The sequence below is a fragment of the Ramlibacter sp. genome (assembly GCF_036383835.1).
Taxonomy (GTDB): domain Bacteria; phylum Pseudomonadota; class Gammaproteobacteria; order Burkholderiales; family Burkholderiaceae_C; genus Ramlibacter.
The window spans coordinates 40339-58834 of sequence record NZ_DASVNN010000035.1; the positions used below are offsets into that span (position 1 = coordinate 40339).

Consider the following 18496-nt stretch of genomic DNA (forward strand, 5'->3'; position numbering starts at 1 on the left):
AGGAGCAAGATGGAGACCGTCGTCGCCGAGGGCGCGCCTGCCGCGCGTGCCGAGGCCCACCCGAACCAGTTCGCGCTGCTGCGCCAGCGCCGCTTCGCGCCCTTCTTCTGGACGCAGTTCGCGGGCGCCGCGAACGACAACCTGTTCAAGTTCGCCTTCACGGTCCTGGTCACCTACCAGCTGCAGGTGGCCTGGCTGCAGCCGGCGATGGCCGGCCTGGCGATCGGCGCGCTGTTCATCCTGCCCTTCCTGCTGTTCTCCGCCACCAGCGGGCAGCTGGCGGACAAGTTCGACAAGCGCCGGCTGATCCTGTTCGTGAAGTGGCTGGAGGTCGGCATCATGGTGCTGGCCGCCTTCGGCTTCTTCGCGGCCAACGTGCCGGTGCTGCTGGCGTGCACCTTCCTCATGGGCCTGCATTCCACGCTGTTCGGGCCGGTGAAGTTCGCCTACCTGCCGCAGCACCTCGGCGAGCGCGAGCTCACCGGCGGCAACGGCATGGTGGAGATGGGCACCTTCGTGGCCATCCTCCTGGGCAACATCGCCGGTGGCCTGGTCGTCGCGATCCCGCAGGTCGGCCCGCAGTGGGTGGGCGCGGGTTGCATCGCCGCCGCCCTCATCGGACGGCTGGCCGCGCAATGGATCCCCGTGTCGCCCGCGACCGATCCCGGCCTGAAGATCAACTGGAACCCCTTCACCGAGACCTGGCGCAACCTGCAGCTGGCGCGCACCAACGTCGTCGTGTTCCGTTCGCTGCTGGGCATCAGCTGGATGTGGTTCTTCGGCGCGGTGTTCCTCAGCCAGTTCCCCAGCTTCGCCAAGGAAGTGCTGCACGGCAACGAGCGGGTCGCCTCGCTGCTGCTGGTGGTGTTCTCCATCGGCATCGCCTCGGGCTCGCTGATGTGCGAGCGCCTGTCGCGCCGCCATGTCGACATCGGCCTGGTGCCGCTGGGCGCGATCGGCATGACGGTGTTCGCGGTGGACCTGTACTTCGCCTCGCGCGGGCTGGCGCCTGCCGCCGGGCTCACGCTGTCGCAGTTCGCCGCGCAGCCGGCGCACTGGCGCGTGATGGCGGACCTGGCGCTGCTGTCCTTCTTCGCCGGGCTCTACTCGGTGCCGATGTACGCGCTCATCCAGCTGCGCGCGCAGCCCACGCACCGCGCGCGGATCATCGCGGCCAACAACATCCTCAACGCGCTGTTCATGATCGCCAGCTCCGTGATCGCCGGCGCGCTGCTGAAGGCCGGCTTCACGATCCCGCAGATCTTCCTGTTCACGGGCATCGCCAACGCGGTCGTCGCCTTCTACATCTTCCTGCTGGTGCCGGAATACCTGATCCGCTTCACCGCCTGGGTGGCGACGCACGTCGTCTACCGCTTTCGCGTGCGTGGCGAGGAGCACATCCCGGTGGCCGGTCCGGCGGTGCTGGCGTGCAACCATGTGAGCTTCGTCGACGCGGTGCTGCTGATGGCGGCCAGCCCGCGGCCGATCTACTTCGTGATGGACCACCGCATCTTCAGGCAGCCGGTGCTGGGCTGGCTGTTCCGCCTGGCCAAGGCGATCCCGATCGCGCCGCAGAAGGACGACCCGGCGGTTTACGAGGCGGCCTTCGAGCGCGCCGCGCAGGTGCTGCGCGAAGGCGATCTGCTGGCGATCTTCCCGGAGGGCGCGATCACGCGCGACGGAACGCTGCAGCCCTTCAAGGGCGGGATCATGAAGGTGCTGGAACGCGCGCGTGCCGACGGCATCGCGCCGCCGGTGGTGCCGATGGCGTTGACCAACCTGTGGGGCTCGTACTTCAGCCGCATCGAGGAGAAGGGCGCGATGGTGCGGCCGTTCCGGCGCGGGGTGTTCAACAAGGTGGGGTTGAACGTGGGTGCGCCGGTCGGGGCGGCACAGGTGGCGCCGGAGGCGCTGCAGCAGCGGGTGGCTGCACTCATGACCCCGTGACGTCATTCCCGCGAAGGCGGGAATCCAGGGCGCCCTGGGTCCCCGCCTCCGCGGGAATGACGCACTAGATCCCGCGGGCGCGATCCTTCTTGAAGGCCAGCGCGTAAGCCGCGAACGTCCCCGCATCCAGCGCCTCGCGGATCTCCCGCATCAGGTTCAGGTAGAAGTGCAGGTTGTGGATGGTGTTCAGCATCGGCCCCAGCATCTCGCCGCAGCGATCGAGGTGATGCAGGTAGGCGCGCGAAAAGCCGCCGCTGACCGAGCCGTCCGGGTTCGTGGTGCCGCGGCAGGTGTAGCAGGTGCAGGTCTCGTCCAGCGGGCGCTCGTCGCTGCGGTGCTTGGCGTTGCGGATCTTCAGGTCACCGTAGCGCGTGAAGAGGTGGCCGTTGCGCGCGTTGCGGGTGGGCATCACGCAGTCGAACATGTCGACGCCTTGCGCGACGCCGTCGACCAGGTCTTCCGGCGTGCCGACGCCCATCAGGTAGCGCGGCTTGTCGGCCGGCAGCCGATGCGGCGTGTACGCCATGATGCGCAGCATGTCTTCCTTGGGCTCGCCGACGCTGACGCCGCCGACCGCGTAGCCGGGGAAGTCCATCTCGACGAGCGCATGCAGCGACTCCTCGCGCAGGTGCTCGTACATGCCGCCCTGCACGATGCCGAACAGCGCGTTCGGGTTCTCCAGCCGCGCGAACTCCGCCTGGCAGCGCACCGCCCAGCGGCGCGACAGTTCCATCGAGAAGCGCGCTTCCGCCTCCGTGGTGATGTGGCCCTTGGTGTCGTAGGGCGTGCACTCGTCGAACTGCATGACGATGTCGGAATTGAGCACCGTCTGGATCTGCATGGACGTCTCGGGCGTGAGGAAGAGGCGGTCGCCGTTGACGGGCGACGCGAACTTCACGCCTTCCTCGCTGATCTTGCGCATCTCGCCCAGGCTCCAGACCTGGAAGCCGCCCGAGTCGGTGAGGATCGGCTTGTGCCACTGCTCGAAGCGGTGCAGGCCGCCGAACTGCTGGAGCACGTCGAGGCCGGGGCGCATCCACAGGTGGAAGGTGTTGCCCAGGATGATCTGCGCGCCCATCTCCTCCAGCGAGCGCGGCATCACGCCCTTGACGGTGCCGTAGGTGCCCACGGGCATGAAGATCGGCGTCTGCACCACGCCGTGGTTGAGGGTGAGGCGGCCGCGCCGGGCGAGGCCTTCGGTCTTCAGGAGTTCGAAGTTCAGCATGTCTGGAGGATGTCCTCGAGCGCGGCGACGAGCAGTTCGCACTGCGCACGCGTTCCGATGGTGATGCGCAGGAAGCGGTCGATGCGCGGGGCGGCAAAGTGCCGCACGAGGATGCGGCGCTCGCGCAGCAGCCGCAGCAGGCCCTCGCCCGCGTGCGACGCGTGGGCCGCGAACAGGAAGTTGGCTTGCGACGGGACCACCTCGAAGCCGAGCCGCGTCAGCTGCGCCGCCAGCCACTCGCGGATGGCGATCACTTCGCGCCGGGTGTGCTCGAAGTGCGCCTGGTCCTGCAAGGCGGCCGTGCCGCCGGCGATCGCGAGACGGTCGAGGGGGTACGAATTGAAGCTGCCCTTGACGCGTTCCAGTGCCTGCAGCAGGCCGGGCTGGCCGACCGCGAAGCCGACGCGCAGGCCTGCGAGGCTGCGCGACTTGGAAAGCGTCTGCGTGACCAGCAGGTTGGGGAATTCCTCGACCAGCGGGATCGCGGATTCCGCGCCGAAATCGACATAGGCCTCGTCCACCAGGACCACGGACTCGCGGTTGTTTTCGAGCAGCCTGCGAATGTCGCCGCGCGCAAGTGCACGGCCGGTGGGCGCGTTGGGGTTGGGCAGGACGATGCCGCCGTTGGCCCGCGCGTAGTCCCCGATGCGGACGCCGAACTGCGCATCGAGCGGAACGGTCTCGAACGCGATGCCGTAGAGGTAGCAGTAGACCGGATAGAAGCTGTACGTGATGTCGGGGAACAGGACCGGGCTGGCGTGCTTCAGCAGGCCGAGGAAGGCGTGGGCGAGCACTTCGTCCGAGCTGTTGCCCGCGAACACGCATTCGGGCGCGATACCGTGCACCCCGGCGAAAGCCTCCCGCAGGCGGGTGCTGTCCGGATCGGGGTAGAGCCGCAGGTCCTCATTCGCGTGGTGCCGGATCGCCTCCAGCGCCGCGGGTGACGGAGGGAACGGGTTCTCGTTGGTATTGAGCTTCACCAGCCCCGCGATCGCGGGCTGCTCGCCCGGCATGTAGGGCCGGATGTCGGCGATGCCGGTGCTCCAGTACTTGTCCATCGTTCGTGTCACTCCTCGGTGTGCCGCGTGCGCGCCAGCAGCATCGCGTCGCCGTAGCTGAAGAAGCGGTAACGCGATTCCACCGCGTGGCGGTACAGCGCCATCATCTGTTCGTAGCCGGTGAAGGCGCTCACCAGCATCAGGAGCGTCGACTTGGGCAGGTGGAAGTTGGTGACCAGCAGGTCGACCTGCCGGAACTGGAAACCCGGCGTGATGAAGATGTCGGTGTCGCCGCTGGCCTTCCCGCTCTTCGCCCAGGACTCCAGCGTGCGGACGGTGGTGGTGCCGACCGCCACGAGGCGGCCCCCGCGCGCGCGCAGGTCGGCGATCGCCTGCTGCGTCGCCGCCGGCACTTCGTACCACTCGCTGTGCATGCGGTGTTCGGCGATGTTGTCCGTCTTCACCGGCTGGAAGGTGCCGGCGCCGACGTGCAAGGTCACGCTGGCGCGCTGCACGCCGCGCGCCGCGAGGGCGGCCAGCAGCGGTTCGTCGAAGTGCAGGGCGGCGGTCGGCGCGGCCACGGCGCCCGGGTTCTTCGCGAACACCGTCTGGTAACGCCGCGCGTCTTCCGCCGTGTCGGCGTGGGTGATGTAGGGCGGCAGCGGCACGTGGCCGTGCTGTTCCATCAGGCGATAGGGGTCGTCGCTGAAGCCAAAGCGGAACAGCGGGCCGTCTTCGTCCGGCCAGCGTCCCAGCAGGGTGGCGGTGAAGCCGCCCGTCATCCGCAGTTCGGTGCCCACGGGTGGCTTCTTGCTCACCTTCATGTGGGCCACGACTTCGTGGTCGCCCAGCACACGTTCGACCAGCAATTCGAGCTTGCCGCCGGTGGGTTTTTCACCGAACAGTCTGGCATTCACCACCTGCGTGTCGTTGAACACCAGCAGGTCGCCGGGCTGCAGCAGCGCGGGCAGCTCGCGGAAGATCCGGTCGACCGGCGCGGGCCCAGTGCCATCGAGCAGGCGCGAGGCGCTGCGTTCGGCGGCCGGATGCTGGGCGATGAGTTCGGGCGGCAGGGCGAAGTCGAAATCGCCCAGGGTGAAGTGGCGCATGCGCTTGAGGGCCGGACGGACCCGTTCCAAGTAATGAAGAGCAGGGCAGAATTGTCCCATGGCAGAGACCAAGGCGTTGTCGGAACCGCAGAAAGCCCTCAGGAAGATGGGCCTGGCGCGCGACATCGACCTGGCGCTGCATATTCCGCTTCGCTACGAGGACGAGACCCGCATCGTCACGTTGCGCGATGCCCGCGAGGGCGACACCGTGCAGATCGAGGCCACGGTCACCGAGTCGCAGGTGCAGTACCGGCCGCGCCGGCAGCTGGTGGTGACCGTGGACGACGGCAGCGACACCTGCGTGCTGCGCTTCTTCAGCTTCTATCCCTCGCAGCAGAAGGCGCTCCCGGTGGGGACCAGGCTGCGCATCCGCGGCGAGCTGAAAGGCGGATTTCTCGGCTGGCAGATGGTGCATCCGACGTACAGGGCGGCCGGGGGCGAGTTGCCGACGGCGCTCACGCCGGTCTATTCCACCGTTGCCGGCCTGCCGCAGGCCTATCTCCGCAAGGCGGTGGCCGGCGGCCTGGAGCATGCCGACCTGTCCGAGACCGTGCCGGCCGATGCGCCCCCGGTGCCGGGCCAGGCGACCGCGTGGACGCTGCGCCAGGCCTTGCAGTTCCTGCATCATCCGACGCCCGAGGTCTCGCTCTCCGCGCTGGAGGATCGCAGCCACCCGGCCTGGCTGCGCCTGAAGGCGGAGGAGCTGCTCGCGCAGCAGCTGTCGCAGCAGGAGAGCCGCCGCGCGCACGATGCGCTGAGCGCCCCCGCGTTGCAGCCCAAGGTCGGCGGGCTGCACGAGCAATTGCTGGCGGCGCTGCCCTTCCAGCTCACGCGCGCGCAGCGGCGCGTGGGCGAGGAGATCGCCGACAACATGCGGCGCGAGCGGCCCATGCACCGCCTGCTGCAGGGCGATGTCGGCTCGGGCAAGACCATCGTCGCCGCGCTGGCCGCCGCGATCGCGATCGACGCCGGGTGGCAGTGCGCGCTGATGGCGCCGACCGAGATCCTCGCCGAGCAGCACTTCCGCAAATTGATCGGCTGGCTGGAACCCCTGCTGGCGCCGCGCGGCCTGCGCGTCGCGTGGCTTACGGGCAGCCAGCGCAAGAAGGAACGCCAGGAGATGCTGCAGCTGGTCGCCAGCGGGGAGGCGGCGCTGGTGGTCGGAACGCATGCCGTCATCCAGGAGCAGGTGCAGTTCAAGTCGCTGGCGCTGGCAGTCATCGACGAACAGCACCGCTTCGGCGTCGAGCAGCGGCTGGCCTTGCGCGGCAAGATGAACAACCGTCACCCCCGCCAAGGCGGGGGGGCAGAGCATTCAGGCGCGGAAGCTCTGGATCCCCGCCTTCGCGGGGATGACGAATCCTGGGAGCCGCACCTGCTGATGATGTCCGCCACGCCGATCCCGCGCACCCTCGCCATGAGCTACTACGCGGACCTCGACGTCTCCACCATCGACGAACTGCCGCCCGGCCGCACGCCGGTGATCACCAAGCTGATCTCCGACAGCCGCCGCGACGAGGTGGTCGAACGCATCCGCGGCCAGCTCGCGGAAGGACGGCAGGTGTACTGGGTCTGTCCGCTGATCGAGGAGAGCGAGACGCTGGACCTCACCAATGCCACCGCCACGCACGAACAACTGAGCGCGGCGTTGCCCGGCGTGATGGTGGGCCTGCTGCATTCCCGCATGCCTGTGCCCGAGAAGAAGGCCGTGATGTCGCTCTTCACCGGCGGGCAGATGGGCGTGCTGGTGTCGACGACGGTGATCGAGGTCGGCGTGGACGTGCCGAACGCGTCGCTGATGGTGATCGAGCATGCCGAGCGCTTCGGCTTGTCGCAGTTGCACCAGCTGCGTGGCCGGGTCGGTCGTGGCGCCGCGGCGTCGGCCTGCGTGCTGCTCTATTCGGCCGGCGACAACGGGCGGCTCGGCGAAACGGCGCGGGCGCGCCTGAAGGCGATGGCCGAAACCAGCGACGGCTTCGAGATCGCCCGCCGCGACCTCGAGATCCGCGGCCCCGGCGAATTCCTGGGCGCGCGCCAGTCCGGCGCGCCGCTGCTGCGCTTCGCCGACCTGACGCTGGACACCGCTTTGCTGGAATGGGCGCGCGAGGTCGCGCCGCTGCTGCTGGACCGGCATCAGGCCCTCGCCGAGAAGCACGTGGCGCGCTGGCTCGGTGGGCGGCAGGACTATCTGAAGGCCTGAGGTTCGCGCTGCCCGACGGGCGCAATTCCACGACAATGTCCCGCAGACGCCATGACGCTCACAGAACTCAAATACATCGTCGCCGTCGCCAGGGAGAAGCACTTCGGCCGGGCTGCCGAGGCCTGCTTCGTCTCCCAGCCGACCCTCTCCGTCGCGATCAGGAAGCTCGAGGATGAGCTGGAGGTCAAGCTGTTCGAGCGCAGCGCCAACGAGGTGACGGTCACCCCCCTGGGCGAGGAGATCGTGCGGCAGGCGCAGAGCGTGCTGGAGCAAGCCGCCGCGATCAAGGAGATCGCCAAGCGCGGCAAGGATCCGCTGGCCGGGCCGCTGCGGCTCGGCGTGATCTACACCATCGGTCCCTACCTGCTGCCCGACCTCGTGCGGCAGGCGATCGCCCGCACGCCGCAGATGCCGCTAATGCTGCAGGAGAACTTCACCGTGCGCCTGCTGGAGATGCTGCGCACCGGCGAGATGGACTGCGCGATCATGGCCGAACCCTTTCCCGACACGGGCCTGGCGATCGCGCCGCTGTACGACGAGCCTTTCCTCGCGGCGGTGCCGAGCACGCACCCGATGTCCGCGCACAAGACGGTGCGCGCCGAGGAACTGAAGCAGGAAACGATGCTGCTGCTCGGCACCGGCCACTGCTTCCGCGACCACGTGCTGGAGGTGTGCCCGGAGTTCGCCCGCTTCTCCAGCGATGCCGAGGGCATCCGCAAGAGCTTCGAGGGCTCGTCGCTGGAGACGATCAAGCACATGGTGGCGGCCGGCATGGGCGTGACGCTCGTGCCGCGGCTGTCCGTTCCGAAGGAGGCGTTCTCGTCCAAGCCCAGGCGGCGCAGCGACGACCAGGCCTTCGTCAAGTACATCCCCTTCGACGGCGATCCGCCGAGCCGCCGCGTGGTGCTGGCCTGGCGCCGCAGCTTCACGCGCTACGAGGCGATCGCCGCGCTGCGCAATTCCATCTACGCCTGCGAACTGCCGGGCGTGACGAGACTGTCATGAGACAAGAGAGCCAGGTTTCCATTTCCAAGCCCTACCAGCCGGGCATCATCGAACCCGTGCCGCCGGTGGCGCGCTACGTGCTGTTCGCGCTCGCCGATCCGAAAGCCGATGCAGCGGCCATCCAGCAGGCCCTCACGCGCCTGACGCCGCTGGTCAACGGCAGCGACGTCGTGGTCGGCATCGGTCCATCGCTGCTGAAAGCGCTGGGCTCCGAGATCCCCAATCTGCACGAATTCCCCGACTTCTCGCGCGAAGGCGTGAAGGTGGCGGTGACTCCGGGCACGCTCTGGTGCTGGATGCGCGGCTCCGATCTCGGCGACTTGCTGCACGTCACGCGCAAGGTGCAGAAGGCGTTGGCGCCGGTGTTCGCGGTGCGGCATGCGGTCGACGCCTTCCGCCACGCCTACAAGGAAGGCGGCCACGGCCACGACCTCACCGGCTTCGAGGACGGCACCGAGAACCCCGAGGGCGACGCGGCCGAGGAAGCCGCCTTCGCCCACGGCCTCGGCGAGGGCCTGGACGGCTCCAGCTATGTCGCCGTGCAGCAGTGGTTGCACGACCTCGATGCCTTCGAGGCGCTCGGCGACGAGGATCGGGACCACCACTTCGGCCGCCGCCTCGCGGACAACGAGGAGATCGAGGACGCGCCGGAGACGGCGCACGTGAAGCGCACGGCGCAGGAGAGCTTCGATCCCGAGGCCTTCGTGCTGCGCCGCTCCATGCCCTGGATGATGAGCATGCAGGCGGGCCTGATGTTCGTGGCCTTCGGCAAGTCGCACCAGGCCTTCGAGCAGCAGATGCGCCGCATGGCGGGGCACGACGACGGCATCGTCGACGCGATGTTCAGGATCTCGAAGCCGGTGACCGGCGCCTACTTCTGGTGCCCGCCGATGCGCGACGGCCGGCTCGACCTGCGCCGCCTGGGCCTCGGTCTGACGTGAAAGAGCGCTTTCGCCTTTATCTCGACCTGATCCGCTGGAACCGCCCCGCGGGTTGGCTGCTGCTGCTGTGGCCTTCGCTGTACGCGCTGTGGATCGCCGCGGGGCACTTCCCGGGCTGGCATCTCGTCGCGGTGTTCACGCTGGGCACGATCCTGATGCGCAGCGCGGGCTGCTGCGTCAACGACGTGGCCGATCGCGAGTTCGACCGGCACGTCAAGCGCACCGCGCAGCGGCCGGTGACGACCGGTGCGGTGTCCGTGCGCGAGGCCCTGGTGCTCGGCGCGGTGCTGGCGCTGCTCGCCTTCGTGCTGGTGCTCACGACGAATGCGGCGGCGATCGCCTGGTCCTTCGCCGCGCTGGCGATCGCGATCGCGTACCCGTACGCGAAGCGCTTTGTCTCGATGCCGCAGGCGGTGCTGGGCATCGCCTTCAGCTTCGGCATCCCGATGGCCTTCGCGGCGGTGCAGGGCGAGGTGCCGCTGCTGGCCTGGGTGCTGCTGCTGGGCAACCTGTTCTGGGTGCTGGCCTATGACACCGAGTACGCGATGGTGGACCGCGACGACGACCTGCGCATCGGCATCAAGACCTCGGCGATCACGCTGGGCCGCGCCGACGTGCCGGTGATCATGGCCTGCTACGGCGCGGCGATTTCGGTCTGGGCGCTGTCGCTGGTCGGGCGGATCTCGCTGGCGTTGATTCTCGCGACCGCCGTCGCGGCCGCGGCGCAGGCACTGTGGCATTACACGCTGATCCGAAACCGCAGCCGCGAGGGTTGCTTCAGGGCCTTCCGGGTGAACCACTGGTTCGGGTTCACCTTGTTCGCGGGGACGGTGGCGGGCTACGCGCTCAACGGCTGATCACTTGCCGAACTCGTCCCCGAGTTGCTCCGCGCGCTTGCATGCGGCGTGCAGGGCCTTGACGAATTCCGCCTTCACGCCGTCCTGTTCCATCGAGGTGAGCGCGGCATGGGTCGTGCCGCCCTTGGACGTGACGCGCGCGCGCAGCACCTGCAGCGGCTCGCTCGAGGCACGCGCCAGCTCGGAGGCGCCGGCGAAGGTGCCGACGGCGAGGCGTCGCGCCTGCTCGGCCGACAGCCCCAGCTCGGCGCCCGCCTGCACCATCGCCTCGAGGAAGTAGAAGACGTACGCCGGACCCGATCCCGACAGTGCCGTCACCGCGTCGAGGTGCTGCTCTTCGCCGACCCACAGGTGCTCGCCCGTCGTCGCGATCACCTGCTCGACGCGCTGCTTGTCGGCGTCGTTCACGGCGGCGCGCGCAAAAAGTGCCGTCATCCCCTTGCCGACCAGCGCCGGCGTGTTGGGCATGGAGCGCACGATGCGTTCCGTCCCCAGCCACTGCGCGATGCTGCCGGAGCGGATGCCGGCCGCCACGCTGAGGTGCAGCGCCTGGTGCACGTGCGCCTTCGCCTGCGCCGCCGCATCCTTGAAGGTCTGGGGCTTCACCGCCCAGACCACCAGGCCCGCGGAGGCCAGGCCTGCGCCCGCGTGTTCGTCCGCCACCACGCCGAACTGCTGCCGCAGGCGGGCGCGCGCTTCGGCGAAGGGCTCGACGACGGCGATGTCGGCGGGCGCGAGGCCCTGGCGGATCAGGCCGCCGATGATGGCGCTGGCCATGTTGCCGCCGCCGATGAAGGCGATGCGGCCGGTGTTCTTGCTCATGTCGGCTCCAGGTATTCGAAAGCGGCGAACTGGGTGACCTGCCGCGCGCTGAAGTTGTCGTCGCTCACGACGACCAGCGTGCGCCGGCCGTTCGCCAGGCGCGGCCCCCAGCACATGCCTTCGGTGTTGTCGAGGCGCGAGAGGCCCAGGTGCGAGAAGTCCGCGACCAGGCGCTTGGGCGCCGCGCGGTGGTTTCCATGTTCCAGTTCGGCCACGGCCAGCGTGTCGCTGCCCGCGCGCGTGTCGATCTCGTACAGGCGCAGCGAGTTGCCCGCGCCCATGCTGTAGGCGCGCTCCAGCACCAGCATGCGGTGGGCGTCGCGCATCAGGATCTCGCTCACGCCGTTGTCGGCGTAGCCACCGGGAATCGTCGGTGCCTGCGGAATCGCATCGGGGAGGTAGGCGATCTGGCGCACGGCGCGGCCGCCGGCCACGTCGAACGCGGTGAAGCGGCAGGGACCGCCGGGGCGGCCGATGCCGGGTTCCGGTCCGTCCTGCTGCAGGGCCGTTTCCATCGCGACCCAGGCGATCCGGGCGTCGGGCGTCAGCGCCAGGCCCTCGAAGGTCTGGTTGGCGCGCGCGCCGGTGCCCGGCCGGCCGAACTGCAGCATCGACGGCACCGCGAACGCACGCACGTGGCTGCCGTCGATGCGCGCCTCGCGCAGCGCCGGCGGCTGGTTGACGCGCTCGTCGCCTTCGCTGGTCCAGAGCAGCCGCTGGCCGCCGGGGAGGATGCGCAGTCCCTCGGGATCGACCACCTCGCCGCCCTTCTTGCGGGGCGGGAAGGGTTGGCCATTGGCCTGCCGCAGGGTGACCACGTCCAGCGGTTCCACCCGCAGCCCGCGTTCGGACACGTCCACGCGCAGGGTGTAGAAGCGCGCCGGCTGCAGCTCGGAGCGGTCGTCGCTGAGGGCCACCCAGAGGCCGCTGGCGGGGTCGTGGTCCAGCGCAGACAGGCCGCCCACGGTGGTGTCCTTGAACTGCATTCGGTTGGGCAAGGTGGCCTCGCCCAACAAACGCAGGTGTTGCGGATCTGCCCGCGGCTGCACCTCGGGACGCGAGATACATCCGGTGACGCCCAGGACGCAGGCGGCGCCCGCGCCTCGCAGCAACGTGCGGCGGGAGCGTTGGAACTGCGACGAACGGGCCATGGGAGCGGGAGTCTAGCGCCCATCACCCTTCGGCCATGCGTTACGCTGCCGGGCCATGAAATACGTTCTTGCCCTGGACCAGGGGACGACGAGTTCGCGCGCCATCGTCTTCGACCGGTCCGGCCAGGTCGTCGCCCAGGCGCAGCGCGAGTTCACGCAGATCTTTCCGCAAGCGGGATGGGTGGAGCACGACCCCAACGAGATCTGGACCACGCAGCTCGCGGTGGCCCAGGAGGCCATCGAGGCCGCCGGCGGGGTGCACAACATCACCTCCATCGGCATCACCAACCAGCGCGAGACCACGCTGCTGTGGGAGCGCGCCACCGGCGAGCCGGTCGCGAACGCCATCGTCTGGCAGGACCGCCGCACGGCCGGCCGCTGCGACGAGCTGCGGGCGCGCGGCCACTCCGCGCGGGTGCAGCAGAAGACCGGCCTCATCATCGATGCCTACTTCTCCGGCACCAAGCTCGAATGGCTCCTGGACAACGTGCCGGGCGCGCGGCAACGCGCCTACGCCGGCGAGCTCGCCTTCGGCACCGTGGACAGCTGGCTGATCTGGAAACTCACGCGCGGCCGCCTGCACGTCACCGATGCGAGCAACGCCTCGCGCACCATGCTGTTCAACCTGCGCACCGGCAGTTGGGACGAGGACCTGCTGAAGCTGATGCGCATCCCGGCGAACGTGCTGCCGCAGGTGGTTGCTTCGAGTGCCGTGGTCGCCAACACCGACGCTTCGGTGCTGGGCGCCGAACTGCCGATCGCCGGCATCGCGGGCGACCAGCAGGCGGCCATGTTCGGTCAGACCTGCTGGTCGCCCGGCATGGCCAAGAACACCTACGGCACCGGCTGCTTCATGCTGATGAACACCGGCGGCCAGCGCGTGCCGAGCCGCAATCGCCTGCTCACCACCGTGGGCTGGCGCGGTCCGGCCGGACCGACCAACCTGGCGTTCTGCCTGGAAGGCAGCGTGTTCATGGCCGGCGCCACGGTGCAGTGGCTGCGCGACGGCCTGGGCATGATCCAGTCGGCGGAGGAGGTCGAGGCGCTGGCGCAGCAGGTCGACGACACCGGCGACGTGTACCTGGTGCCGGCCTTCGCGGGCCTGGGCACGCCCGACTGGGATGCGCACGCGCGCGGCACGATCGTAGGCATGACGCGCGGCACCACGCGGGCGCACATCGCGCGGGCGGCGCTGGAAGCGATCGCGTTGCAAAGCGCCGACGTGTTCGCCGCGATGACGCGCGATGCCGGCCTCGCACTCACCGAGTTGCGGGTCGACGGCGGCGCTTCGCGCAACAATCTGCTGATGCAGATGCAGGCGGATTTCCTGGGCGTGCCGGTGGTGCGTCCGGTGGTGACGGAGACGACGGCCCTGGGCGCGGCCTATCTCGCGGGACTGGCGACCGGCTTCTGGCGCGATCCGGAGGAGATCGCGCGGCAGTGGCAGGTCGATCGCCGCTTCCACCCGCGCCTGCCGGAGCCGCAGCGCCTGGCCAAGCTGGCGCGCTGGCGCGACGCCGTCAACCGCGCCAAGGGCTGGACGATTTGAGCGGCACGCAGCAGCGCGCCGCGCCGACGCGGCGGGAGGAATTGCTGGCGCGCCTGGCGCAGGGCGGCACCTGGGACCTCGCGATCGTCGGCGGGGGCGCCACCGGCCTGGGCGTGGCGCTGGACGCGGCGGCACGCGGCCTGCGCGTGGTGCTGCTGGAGTCGCACGATTTCGCCAAGGGCACGTCGTCGCGCGCCACGAAGCTGGTGCATGGCGGCGTGCGTTACCTGGCGCAGGGCAACGTCGCCCTGGTGCGGGAGGCCCTGCACGAGCGCACCACGCTGCTGAAGAACGCGCCGCACCTGGCGCAGCCGCTGCCTTTCGTGATGCCTTCGTACAAGCTGTGGGAGATGCCGTTCTACGGCGTGGGGCTCAAGATGTACGACGCGCTGGCGGGGTCCGCCGGGCTCGGCGCCACCGAGTTCCTGAGCCGGCGCGAGACCCTTGCCTGCCTGCCCACGGCGCGGCCCGAGGGCCTGAAGGGTGGCGTGAAGTATTGGGACGGGCAGTTCGACGATGCCCGCCTCGCACTGGCCCTGGCCCGCACCGCGGCCGCGAAAGGCGCGCTGGTCGTCAACTACTGCCCGGTGACCGGCCTGGTTCACCGCGACGGCAAGCTCGCCGGACTCACCTGCCGCGACGCCGAGACCGGCCGCGAGTACGCCGTGCGCGCCACCTGCGTGGTGAACGCCACCGGAGTGTGGGTGGATGAACTGCGCCGGCAGGACGCGCAGGCCACCGGCCGGCCGGTCAAGCCGATGGTCGCGCCCAGCCAGGGCGTGCATGCGGTGGTCGACCGCGATTTCCTGCCGAGCCAGCACGCGCTGATGGTCCCCAAGACCGCCGACGGCCGCGTGCTGTTCGGCGTCCCCTGGCTCGGCAAGCTCGTCCTGGGGACCACGGACACCCCTCGCGGGGACCTGGCGCGCGAACCCCGGCCCTTCCGCGAGGAGCTGGATTTCATCCTCGGCGAGTCCGCGCGCTACCTCGTCCGTCCGCCGCGCAAGGAAGACATCCGCAGCCTCTGGGTGGGGCTGCGTCCGCTGGTGAAGCCCGTGGGAAACGATGGGGAGACGACCAAATCGCTGAGCCGGGAGCACACCGTCCTGGTCAGCAAGTCGGGACTGGTCACCGTGACCGGCGGGAAATGGACGACCTACCGGGCGATGGCGGAAGACGTCCTGGAGAAATGCTTCGACGCGCGGCTGGTGGCGCGGCGTCCCGCCGGAGTGACGGCTGACTTGCGCCTGGTCGGCGCGCCCGATCCGGGAGGCATCGCGACCTCGATCAGCGCCGCCCCGGGGATCCATTTGTATGGAAGTGAGGCGCCCGAGGTGGCCTCGCTACAGGGCGACCGCCACCACATCGGCGGCGGCCTGACCGCGGCGATGGTCCGCTTCGCTGCCCGACATGAGTACGCACGGACGGTGGAGGACGTGCTGGCGCGGCGCTTCCGCCTGCTGTTCCTCGATGCGAAGCTCGCGGCCTCGATCGCGGCAGAGGTCGGCGAACTGCTGCGCTCCGAGACCGGAATCGACTCCAGGGCGGCGGAGTTCCGGGAGCTCGCCGCCAGTTACTTGCGGATGCCTTCGTAGGACCCGTTTGACAAATGGACTCCTTGTGCCATAATCGCGGGCTCGCCTTTTTATAGGTGAGCTTCTGCCCATTCGGAATCCCCGGGGCAAGTGCAAGAGGCACTGCGGGGAAGACGGCGGGCCCAAGACTGCCCCGATGTCCTGCCGGATCGTCCTGCAGGGTGCATTCGGGACAAGTTGGGAACAACTGAAATGATCCAGACTGAATCTCGGCTCGAAGTCGCCGACAACACCGGCGCGAAGTCCGTCCTGTGCATCAAGGTGCTCGGAGGCTCGAAGCGTCGTTACGCCAGTGTTGGCGACATCATCAAGGTGAGCATCAAGGAAGCCGCTCCGCGTGGCCGCGTCAAGAAGGGCGAGGTCTACAGCGCCGTGGTGGTGCGCACCGCCAAGGGCATCCGTCGCGCCGACGGCTCGCTCGTGAAGTTCGACGGCAATGCCGCCGTGCTGCTCAACAACAAGCTGGAGCCGATCGGCACCCGCATCTTCGGACCCGTGACGCGCGAGCTGCGTACCGAGAAGTTCATGAAGATCGTGTCGCTGGCTCCCGAAGTCCTGTAAGGAATCCCGCCATGAACAAGATCCGCAAGGGTGACGAAGTCATCGTCCTGGCCGGCAAGGACAAGGGCAAGCGCGGCCGCGTGTCGCTGCGCAAGGACGACCAGTTCCTGGTCGTCGAGGGCGTCAACCAGGTGAAGAAGCACACCAAGCCCAACCCGATGAAGGGCACCACCGGCGGCATCGTGGAAAAGGCCATGCCGATCCACCAGTCCAACGTGGCGATCTTCAATTCCGCCACCGGCAAGGCTGACCGCGTGGGCATCAAGATCGACGGCGACAAGCGCACCCGCGTGTTCAAGTCGTCCGGTGAAGAAATCAAGGTGGCCTGACCATGTCCCGACTCCAAGAACACTACCGCACCAAGGTCGCTCCCGAGCTCACCACGAAGTTCGGCTACAAGTCGCCGATGCAGGTGCCGCGCATCACCAAGATCACGCTGAACATGGGCGTGGGCGAGGCCGTGGCGGACAAGAAGGTCATGGAAAACGCCGTGGGCGACCTGACCAAGATCTCCGGCCAGAAGCCCGTGGTGACCAAGGCCAAGAAGGCCATCGCCGGTTTCAAGATCCGCGAAGGCCAGCCGATCGGCACGATGGTCACGCTGCGCGGCAACCGCATGTACGAATTCCTGGACCGCTTCGTCAACGTGGCGCTGCCGCGCGTGCGTGACTTCCGCGGTGTCAGTGGTCGTGCCTTCGACGGTCGCGGCAACTACAACATCGGCGTCAAGGAACAGATCATCTTCCCGGAAATCGAGTACGACAAGGTCGACGCCCTGCGCGGCCTGAACATCTCGATCACGACGACGGCCAAGACCGACGAGGAAGCCAAGGCGCTCCTGGCGGGCTTCCGCTTCCCCTTCAAGAACTGAGGTAACGACGTGGCTAAAACTGCCCTGATCCAGCGCGAACTGAAGCGTGACAAGCTGGTTGCCCAGTACGCGAAGAAGTACGAAGAGCTGAAGTCCATCGCCAACGATGCGAAGAAGAGCGACGAGGAGCGCATGGCTGCCCGCCAGGCGCTGCAGAAGCTTCCCCGCAACGCGAACCCCACCCGCCAGCGCAATCGCTGCGACCTCACCGGCCGTGCCCGCGGAACCTTCCGCCAGTTCGGCCTCGCCCGCCACAAGATCCGCGAGTTGGCCTTCGAAGGCAACGTCCCGGGCGTGGTCAAGGCCAGCTGGTAAGCGCAGGCAGGAGAGACAGATATGAGCATGAGTGATCCCATCTCCGACCTGCTGACGCGTATCCGTAACGCGCAGATGGTCTCCAAGGCGACGGTGTCGGTGCCCTCTTCCAAGGTGAAGGTGGCCATCGCCCAGGTGCTGAAGGACGAGGGTTACATCGACGGCTTCCAGGTGAAGAGCGAGAACGGCAAGTCCGAGCTCGAGATCGCCCTGAAGTACTACGCTGGCCGTCCGGTGATCGAACGTATCGAACGCGTGAGCCGTCCCGGCCTGCGCGTCTACAAGGGCCGCAACAACATCCCCCAGGTCATGAACGGCCTGGGCGTCGCGATCGTCACCACCCCGAAGGGCGTGATGACCGACCGCAAGGCGCGCGCCACTGGCGTGGGCGGCGAAGTCCTGTGCTACGTCGCGTAAGGGAAGGATAGGAACATGTCCCGAGTCGGAAAAGCGCCGGTCGCCGTCCCCCAGGGCGTCGACGTGGCCATCAAGCAAGACCAGATCAGCGTCAAGGGCGCCGGCGGCACGCTGGCCCTCGCGCAGAACAGCCTGGTCAAGGTGAGCAACGAAGGCGGCAAGCTGACCTTCGCGCCCATCGACGAATCGCGTGAAGCCAACGCCATGAGCGGCACCATGCGCCAGCTGGTGAACAACATGGTGACGGGCGTCACCAAGGGCTTCGAGAAGAAGCTGAACCTGGTCGGCGTGGGCTTCCGCGCCGCCGCCCAGGGCAGCAAGCTGAACCTGCAGATCGGCTTCTCGCACCCCGTCAACATCGAGATGCCCCAGGGCATCACGGTCGCCACCCCTGCCCCGACGGAAATCGTGGTGAAGGGCGCCGACCGCCAGCGTGTCGGCCAGATCGCCGCCGAGATCCGCGCAGTGCGTCCGCCCGAGCCCTACAAGGGCAAGGGCATCCGCTACTCGGACGAGAAGGTCGTGATCAAAGAGACCAAGAAGAAGTAAGGAGCCACAACATGTCTTTGACCAAGAAGGATCAGCGTCAGCGCCGTTCGCGCCAGACCCGCATCCGCATTGCGCAGCAAGGCGTGGCCCGTCTGACGGTCAACCGCACCAACCTGCACATCTACGCCCAGCTGATCTCGGACGACGGTTCCAAGGTGCTGGCGACGGCTTCCACCGTGGAAGCGGACCTGCGCAAGGAACTCGGCGGCTCCGGCAAGGGTGCCACCGTCGCCGCCGCGCAGCAGGTCGGCAAGCGCATCGCCGAGAAGGCCAAGGCCGCCGGCGTCGAGAAGGTCGCGTTCGACCGCGCCGGCTTCGCCTACCACGGCCGCGTCAAGGCGCTGGCCGAGGCCGCCCGTGAAGCGGGCCTGCAGTTCTAACGGA

At 68.5% G+C, this 18496-nt stretch carries 19 protein-coding genes; 14 read left to right on the top strand and 5 right to left on the bottom strand.

The window, feature by feature from the left end; translation table 11 throughout:
* The first annotated feature begins 9 nt into the window (after positions 1–9).
* Positions 10–1947 carry an MFS transporter gene (locus VF522_RS05860; protein ID WP_330907299.1) on the top strand — a complete coding sequence of 646 codons (1938 nt, stop codon included), beginning with the start codon at positions 10–12 and terminating at the stop codon, positions 1945–1947.
* Between the two features lie 64 nt (positions 1948–2011).
* Here VF522_RS05860 and tgt read toward each other — a convergent pair whose 3' ends face one another.
* From tgt to queA, 3 genes are read right to left on the bottom strand one after another with little or no spacing between them, the layout of a single operon-like run.
* On the bottom strand, positions 2012–3172 hold the full coding sequence (gene tgt / locus VF522_RS05865; protein ID WP_330907300.1) for a tRNA guanosine(34) transglycosylase Tgt: 1161 nt from the start codon (positions 3170–3172) through the stop codon (positions 2012–2014).
* On the bottom strand, positions 3166–4230 hold the full coding sequence (hisC, locus tag VF522_RS05870) for a histidinol-phosphate transaminase (protein ID WP_330907301.1): 1065 nt from the start codon (positions 4228–4230) through the stop codon (positions 3166–3168). Before hisC ends, tgt begins: the two co-directional genes overlap by 7 nt.
* Positions 4231–4238: 8 nt before the next feature.
* Complete coding sequence (gene queA / locus VF522_RS05875) at positions 4239–5279, bottom strand: tRNA preQ1(34) S-adenosylmethionine ribosyltransferase-isomerase QueA (protein WP_330907302.1); 1041 nt, start codon at positions 5277–5279, stop codon at positions 4239–4241.
* 58 nt (positions 5280–5337) lie between these two features.
* Here queA and recG point away from each other — a divergent pair, with 58 nt between their 5' ends.
* Genes recG through ubiA form a run of 4 tightly spaced genes read left to right on the top strand, consistent with a single transcriptional unit; the run spans position 5338 to position 10282 of the window.
* Positions 5338–7479: an ATP-dependent DNA helicase RecG gene (gene recG / locus VF522_RS05880; protein WP_330907303.1), complete on the top strand. Its 2142-nt coding sequence runs from the start codon at positions 5338–5340 to the stop codon at positions 7477–7479.
* A 51-nt stretch (positions 7480–7530) separates the two neighbouring features.
* Positions 7531–8484 (top strand): LysR substrate-binding domain-containing protein, encoded by a 954-nt coding sequence (locus VF522_RS05885; protein ID WP_330907304.1) that lies wholly within the window; start codon positions 7531–7533, stop codon positions 8482–8484.
* The gene (locus VF522_RS05890; RefSeq protein ID WP_330907305.1) at positions 8481–9425 is read left to right on the top strand and encodes a Dyp-type peroxidase; all 945 of its coding nucleotides are present in this window, start codon (positions 8481–8483) and stop codon (positions 9423–9425) included. The genes VF522_RS05885 and VF522_RS05890 overlap by 4 nt, the downstream gene beginning before the upstream one ends.
* Entirely contained in the window at positions 9422–10282 is an 861-nt protein-coding gene (gene ubiA / locus VF522_RS05895) for a 4-hydroxybenzoate octaprenyltransferase (RefSeq protein ID WP_330907306.1), read from the top strand. The genes VF522_RS05890 and ubiA overlap by 4 nt, the downstream gene beginning before the upstream one ends.
* Here ubiA and proC read toward each other — a convergent pair whose 3' ends face one another.
* A complete protein-coding gene (proC, locus tag VF522_RS05900) occupies positions 10283–11104 on the bottom strand; it encodes a pyrroline-5-carboxylate reductase (RefSeq protein WP_330907307.1) in 822 nt (273 codons plus the stop codon).
* Positions 11101–12090, bottom strand: a complete 990-nt coding sequence (locus VF522_RS05905; protein ID WP_330907308.1) for an esterase-like activity of phytase family protein — start codon at positions 12088–12090, stop codon at positions 11101–11103. Before VF522_RS05905 ends, proC begins: the two co-directional genes overlap by 4 nt.
* Before the next feature lie 220 nt (positions 12091–12310).
* Between VF522_RS05905 and glpK the strand changes: the two genes are divergently transcribed.
* The 9 genes from glpK to rplR all read left to right on the top strand — a co-directional run bounded on the left by glpK (position 12311) and on the right by rplR (position 18492).
* Positions 12311–13804 carry a glycerol kinase GlpK gene (gene glpK / locus VF522_RS05910; protein ID WP_330907309.1) on the top strand — a complete coding sequence of 498 codons (1494 nt, stop codon included), beginning with the start codon at positions 12311–12313 and terminating at the stop codon, positions 13802–13804.
* Positions 13801–15399 (top strand): glycerol-3-phosphate dehydrogenase/oxidase, encoded by a 1599-nt coding sequence (locus VF522_RS05915; protein ID WP_330907310.1) that lies wholly within the window; start codon positions 13801–13803, stop codon positions 15397–15399. Before glpK ends, VF522_RS05915 begins: the two co-directional genes overlap by 4 nt.
* Positions 15400–15591: 192 nt before the next feature.
* Positions 15592–15960 carry a 50S ribosomal protein L14 gene (gene rplN / locus VF522_RS05920; RefSeq protein WP_187079954.1) on the top strand — a complete coding sequence of 123 codons (369 nt, stop codon included), beginning with the start codon at positions 15592–15594 and terminating at the stop codon, positions 15958–15960.
* Positions 15961–15971: 11 nt separating this feature from the next.
* The gene (rplX, locus tag VF522_RS05925) at positions 15972–16289 is read left to right on the top strand and encodes a 50S ribosomal protein L24 (protein WP_330907311.1); all 318 of its coding nucleotides are present in this window, start codon (positions 15972–15974) and stop codon (positions 16287–16289) included.
* A 2-nt stretch (positions 16290–16291) separates the two neighbouring features.
* Positions 16292–16831 carry a 50S ribosomal protein L5 gene (gene rplE / locus VF522_RS05930; protein ID WP_330907312.1) on the top strand — a complete coding sequence of 180 codons (540 nt, stop codon included), beginning with the start codon at positions 16292–16294 and terminating at the stop codon, positions 16829–16831.
* A 9-nt stretch (positions 16832–16840) separates the two neighbouring features.
* Positions 16841–17146: a 30S ribosomal protein S14 gene (rpsN, locus tag VF522_RS05935; RefSeq protein WP_330907313.1), complete on the top strand. Its 306-nt coding sequence runs from the start codon at positions 16841–16843 to the stop codon at positions 17144–17146.
* Positions 17147–17167: 21 nt separating this feature from the next.
* Entirely contained in the window at positions 17168–17563 is a 396-nt protein-coding gene (gene rpsH, locus VF522_RS05940; protein ID WP_330907314.1) for a 30S ribosomal protein S8, read from the top strand.
* 15 nt (positions 17564–17578) lie between these two features.
* Entirely contained in the window at positions 17579–18112 is a 534-nt protein-coding gene (gene rplF, locus VF522_RS05945) for a 50S ribosomal protein L6 (protein ID WP_330907315.1), read from the top strand.
* An 11-nt stretch (positions 18113–18123) separates the two neighbouring features.
* Complete coding sequence (rplR, locus tag VF522_RS05950) at positions 18124–18492, top strand: 50S ribosomal protein L18 (RefSeq protein ID WP_330907316.1); 369 nt, start codon at positions 18124–18126, stop codon at positions 18490–18492.
* Positions 18493–18496: the final 4 nt, after the last annotated feature.

Bases quoted from the DNA above. Each gene is read 5' to 3' on its own strand.
- VF522_RS05860 (WP_330907299.1), top strand. From the start codon at position 10: ATGGAGACCGTCGTCGCCGAGGGCGCGCCTGCCGCGCGTGCCGAGGCC.
- rpsH (WP_330907314.1), top strand. From the start codon at position 17,168: ATGAGCATGAGTGATCCCATCTCCGACCTGCTGACGCGTATCCGTAAC.
- VF522_RS05885 (WP_330907304.1), top strand. From the start codon at position 7,531: ATGACGCTCACAGAACTCAAATACATCGTCGCCGTCGCCAGGGAGAAG.
- rplE (WP_330907312.1), top strand. From the start codon at position 16,292: ATGTCCCGACTCCAAGAACACTACCGCACCAAGGTCGCTCCCGAGCTC.
- queA (WP_330907302.1), bottom strand. From the start codon at position 5,279: ATGCGCCACTTCACCCTGGGCGATTTCGACTTCGCCCTGCCGCCCGAA.
- tgt (WP_330907300.1), bottom strand. From the start codon at position 3,172: ATGCTGAACTTCGAACTCCTGAAGACCGAAGGCCTCGCCCGGCGCGGC.
- rplF (WP_330907315.1), top strand. From the start codon at position 17,579: ATGTCCCGAGTCGGAAAAGCGCCGGTCGCCGTCCCCCAGGGCGTCGAC.
- rplX (WP_330907311.1), top strand. From the start codon at position 15,972: ATGAACAAGATCCGCAAGGGTGACGAAGTCATCGTCCTGGCCGGCAAG.
- recG (WP_330907303.1), top strand. From the start codon at position 5,338: ATGGCAGAGACCAAGGCGTTGTCGGAACCGCAGAAAGCCCTCAGGAAG.
- rplN (WP_187079954.1), top strand. From the start codon at position 15,592: ATGATCCAGACTGAATCTCGGCTCGAAGTCGCCGACAACACCGGCGCG.
- hisC (WP_330907301.1), bottom strand. From the start codon at position 4,230: ATGGACAAGTACTGGAGCACCGGCATCGCCGACATCCGGCCCTACATG.
- VF522_RS05890 (WP_330907305.1), top strand. From the start codon at position 8,481: ATGAGACAAGAGAGCCAGGTTTCCATTTCCAAGCCCTACCAGCCGGGC.
- proC (WP_330907307.1), bottom strand. From the start codon at position 11,104: ATGAGCAAGAACACCGGCCGCATCGCCTTCATCGGCGGCGGCAACATG.
- glpK (WP_330907309.1), top strand. From the start codon at position 12,311: ATGAAATACGTTCTTGCCCTGGACCAGGGGACGACGAGTTCGCGCGCC.
- rplR (WP_330907316.1), top strand. From the start codon at position 18,124: ATGTCTTTGACCAAGAAGGATCAGCGTCAGCGCCGTTCGCGCCAGACC.
- VF522_RS05905 (WP_330907308.1), bottom strand. From the start codon at position 12,090: ATGCAGTTCAAGGACACCACCGTGGGCGGCCTGTCTGCGCTGGACCAC.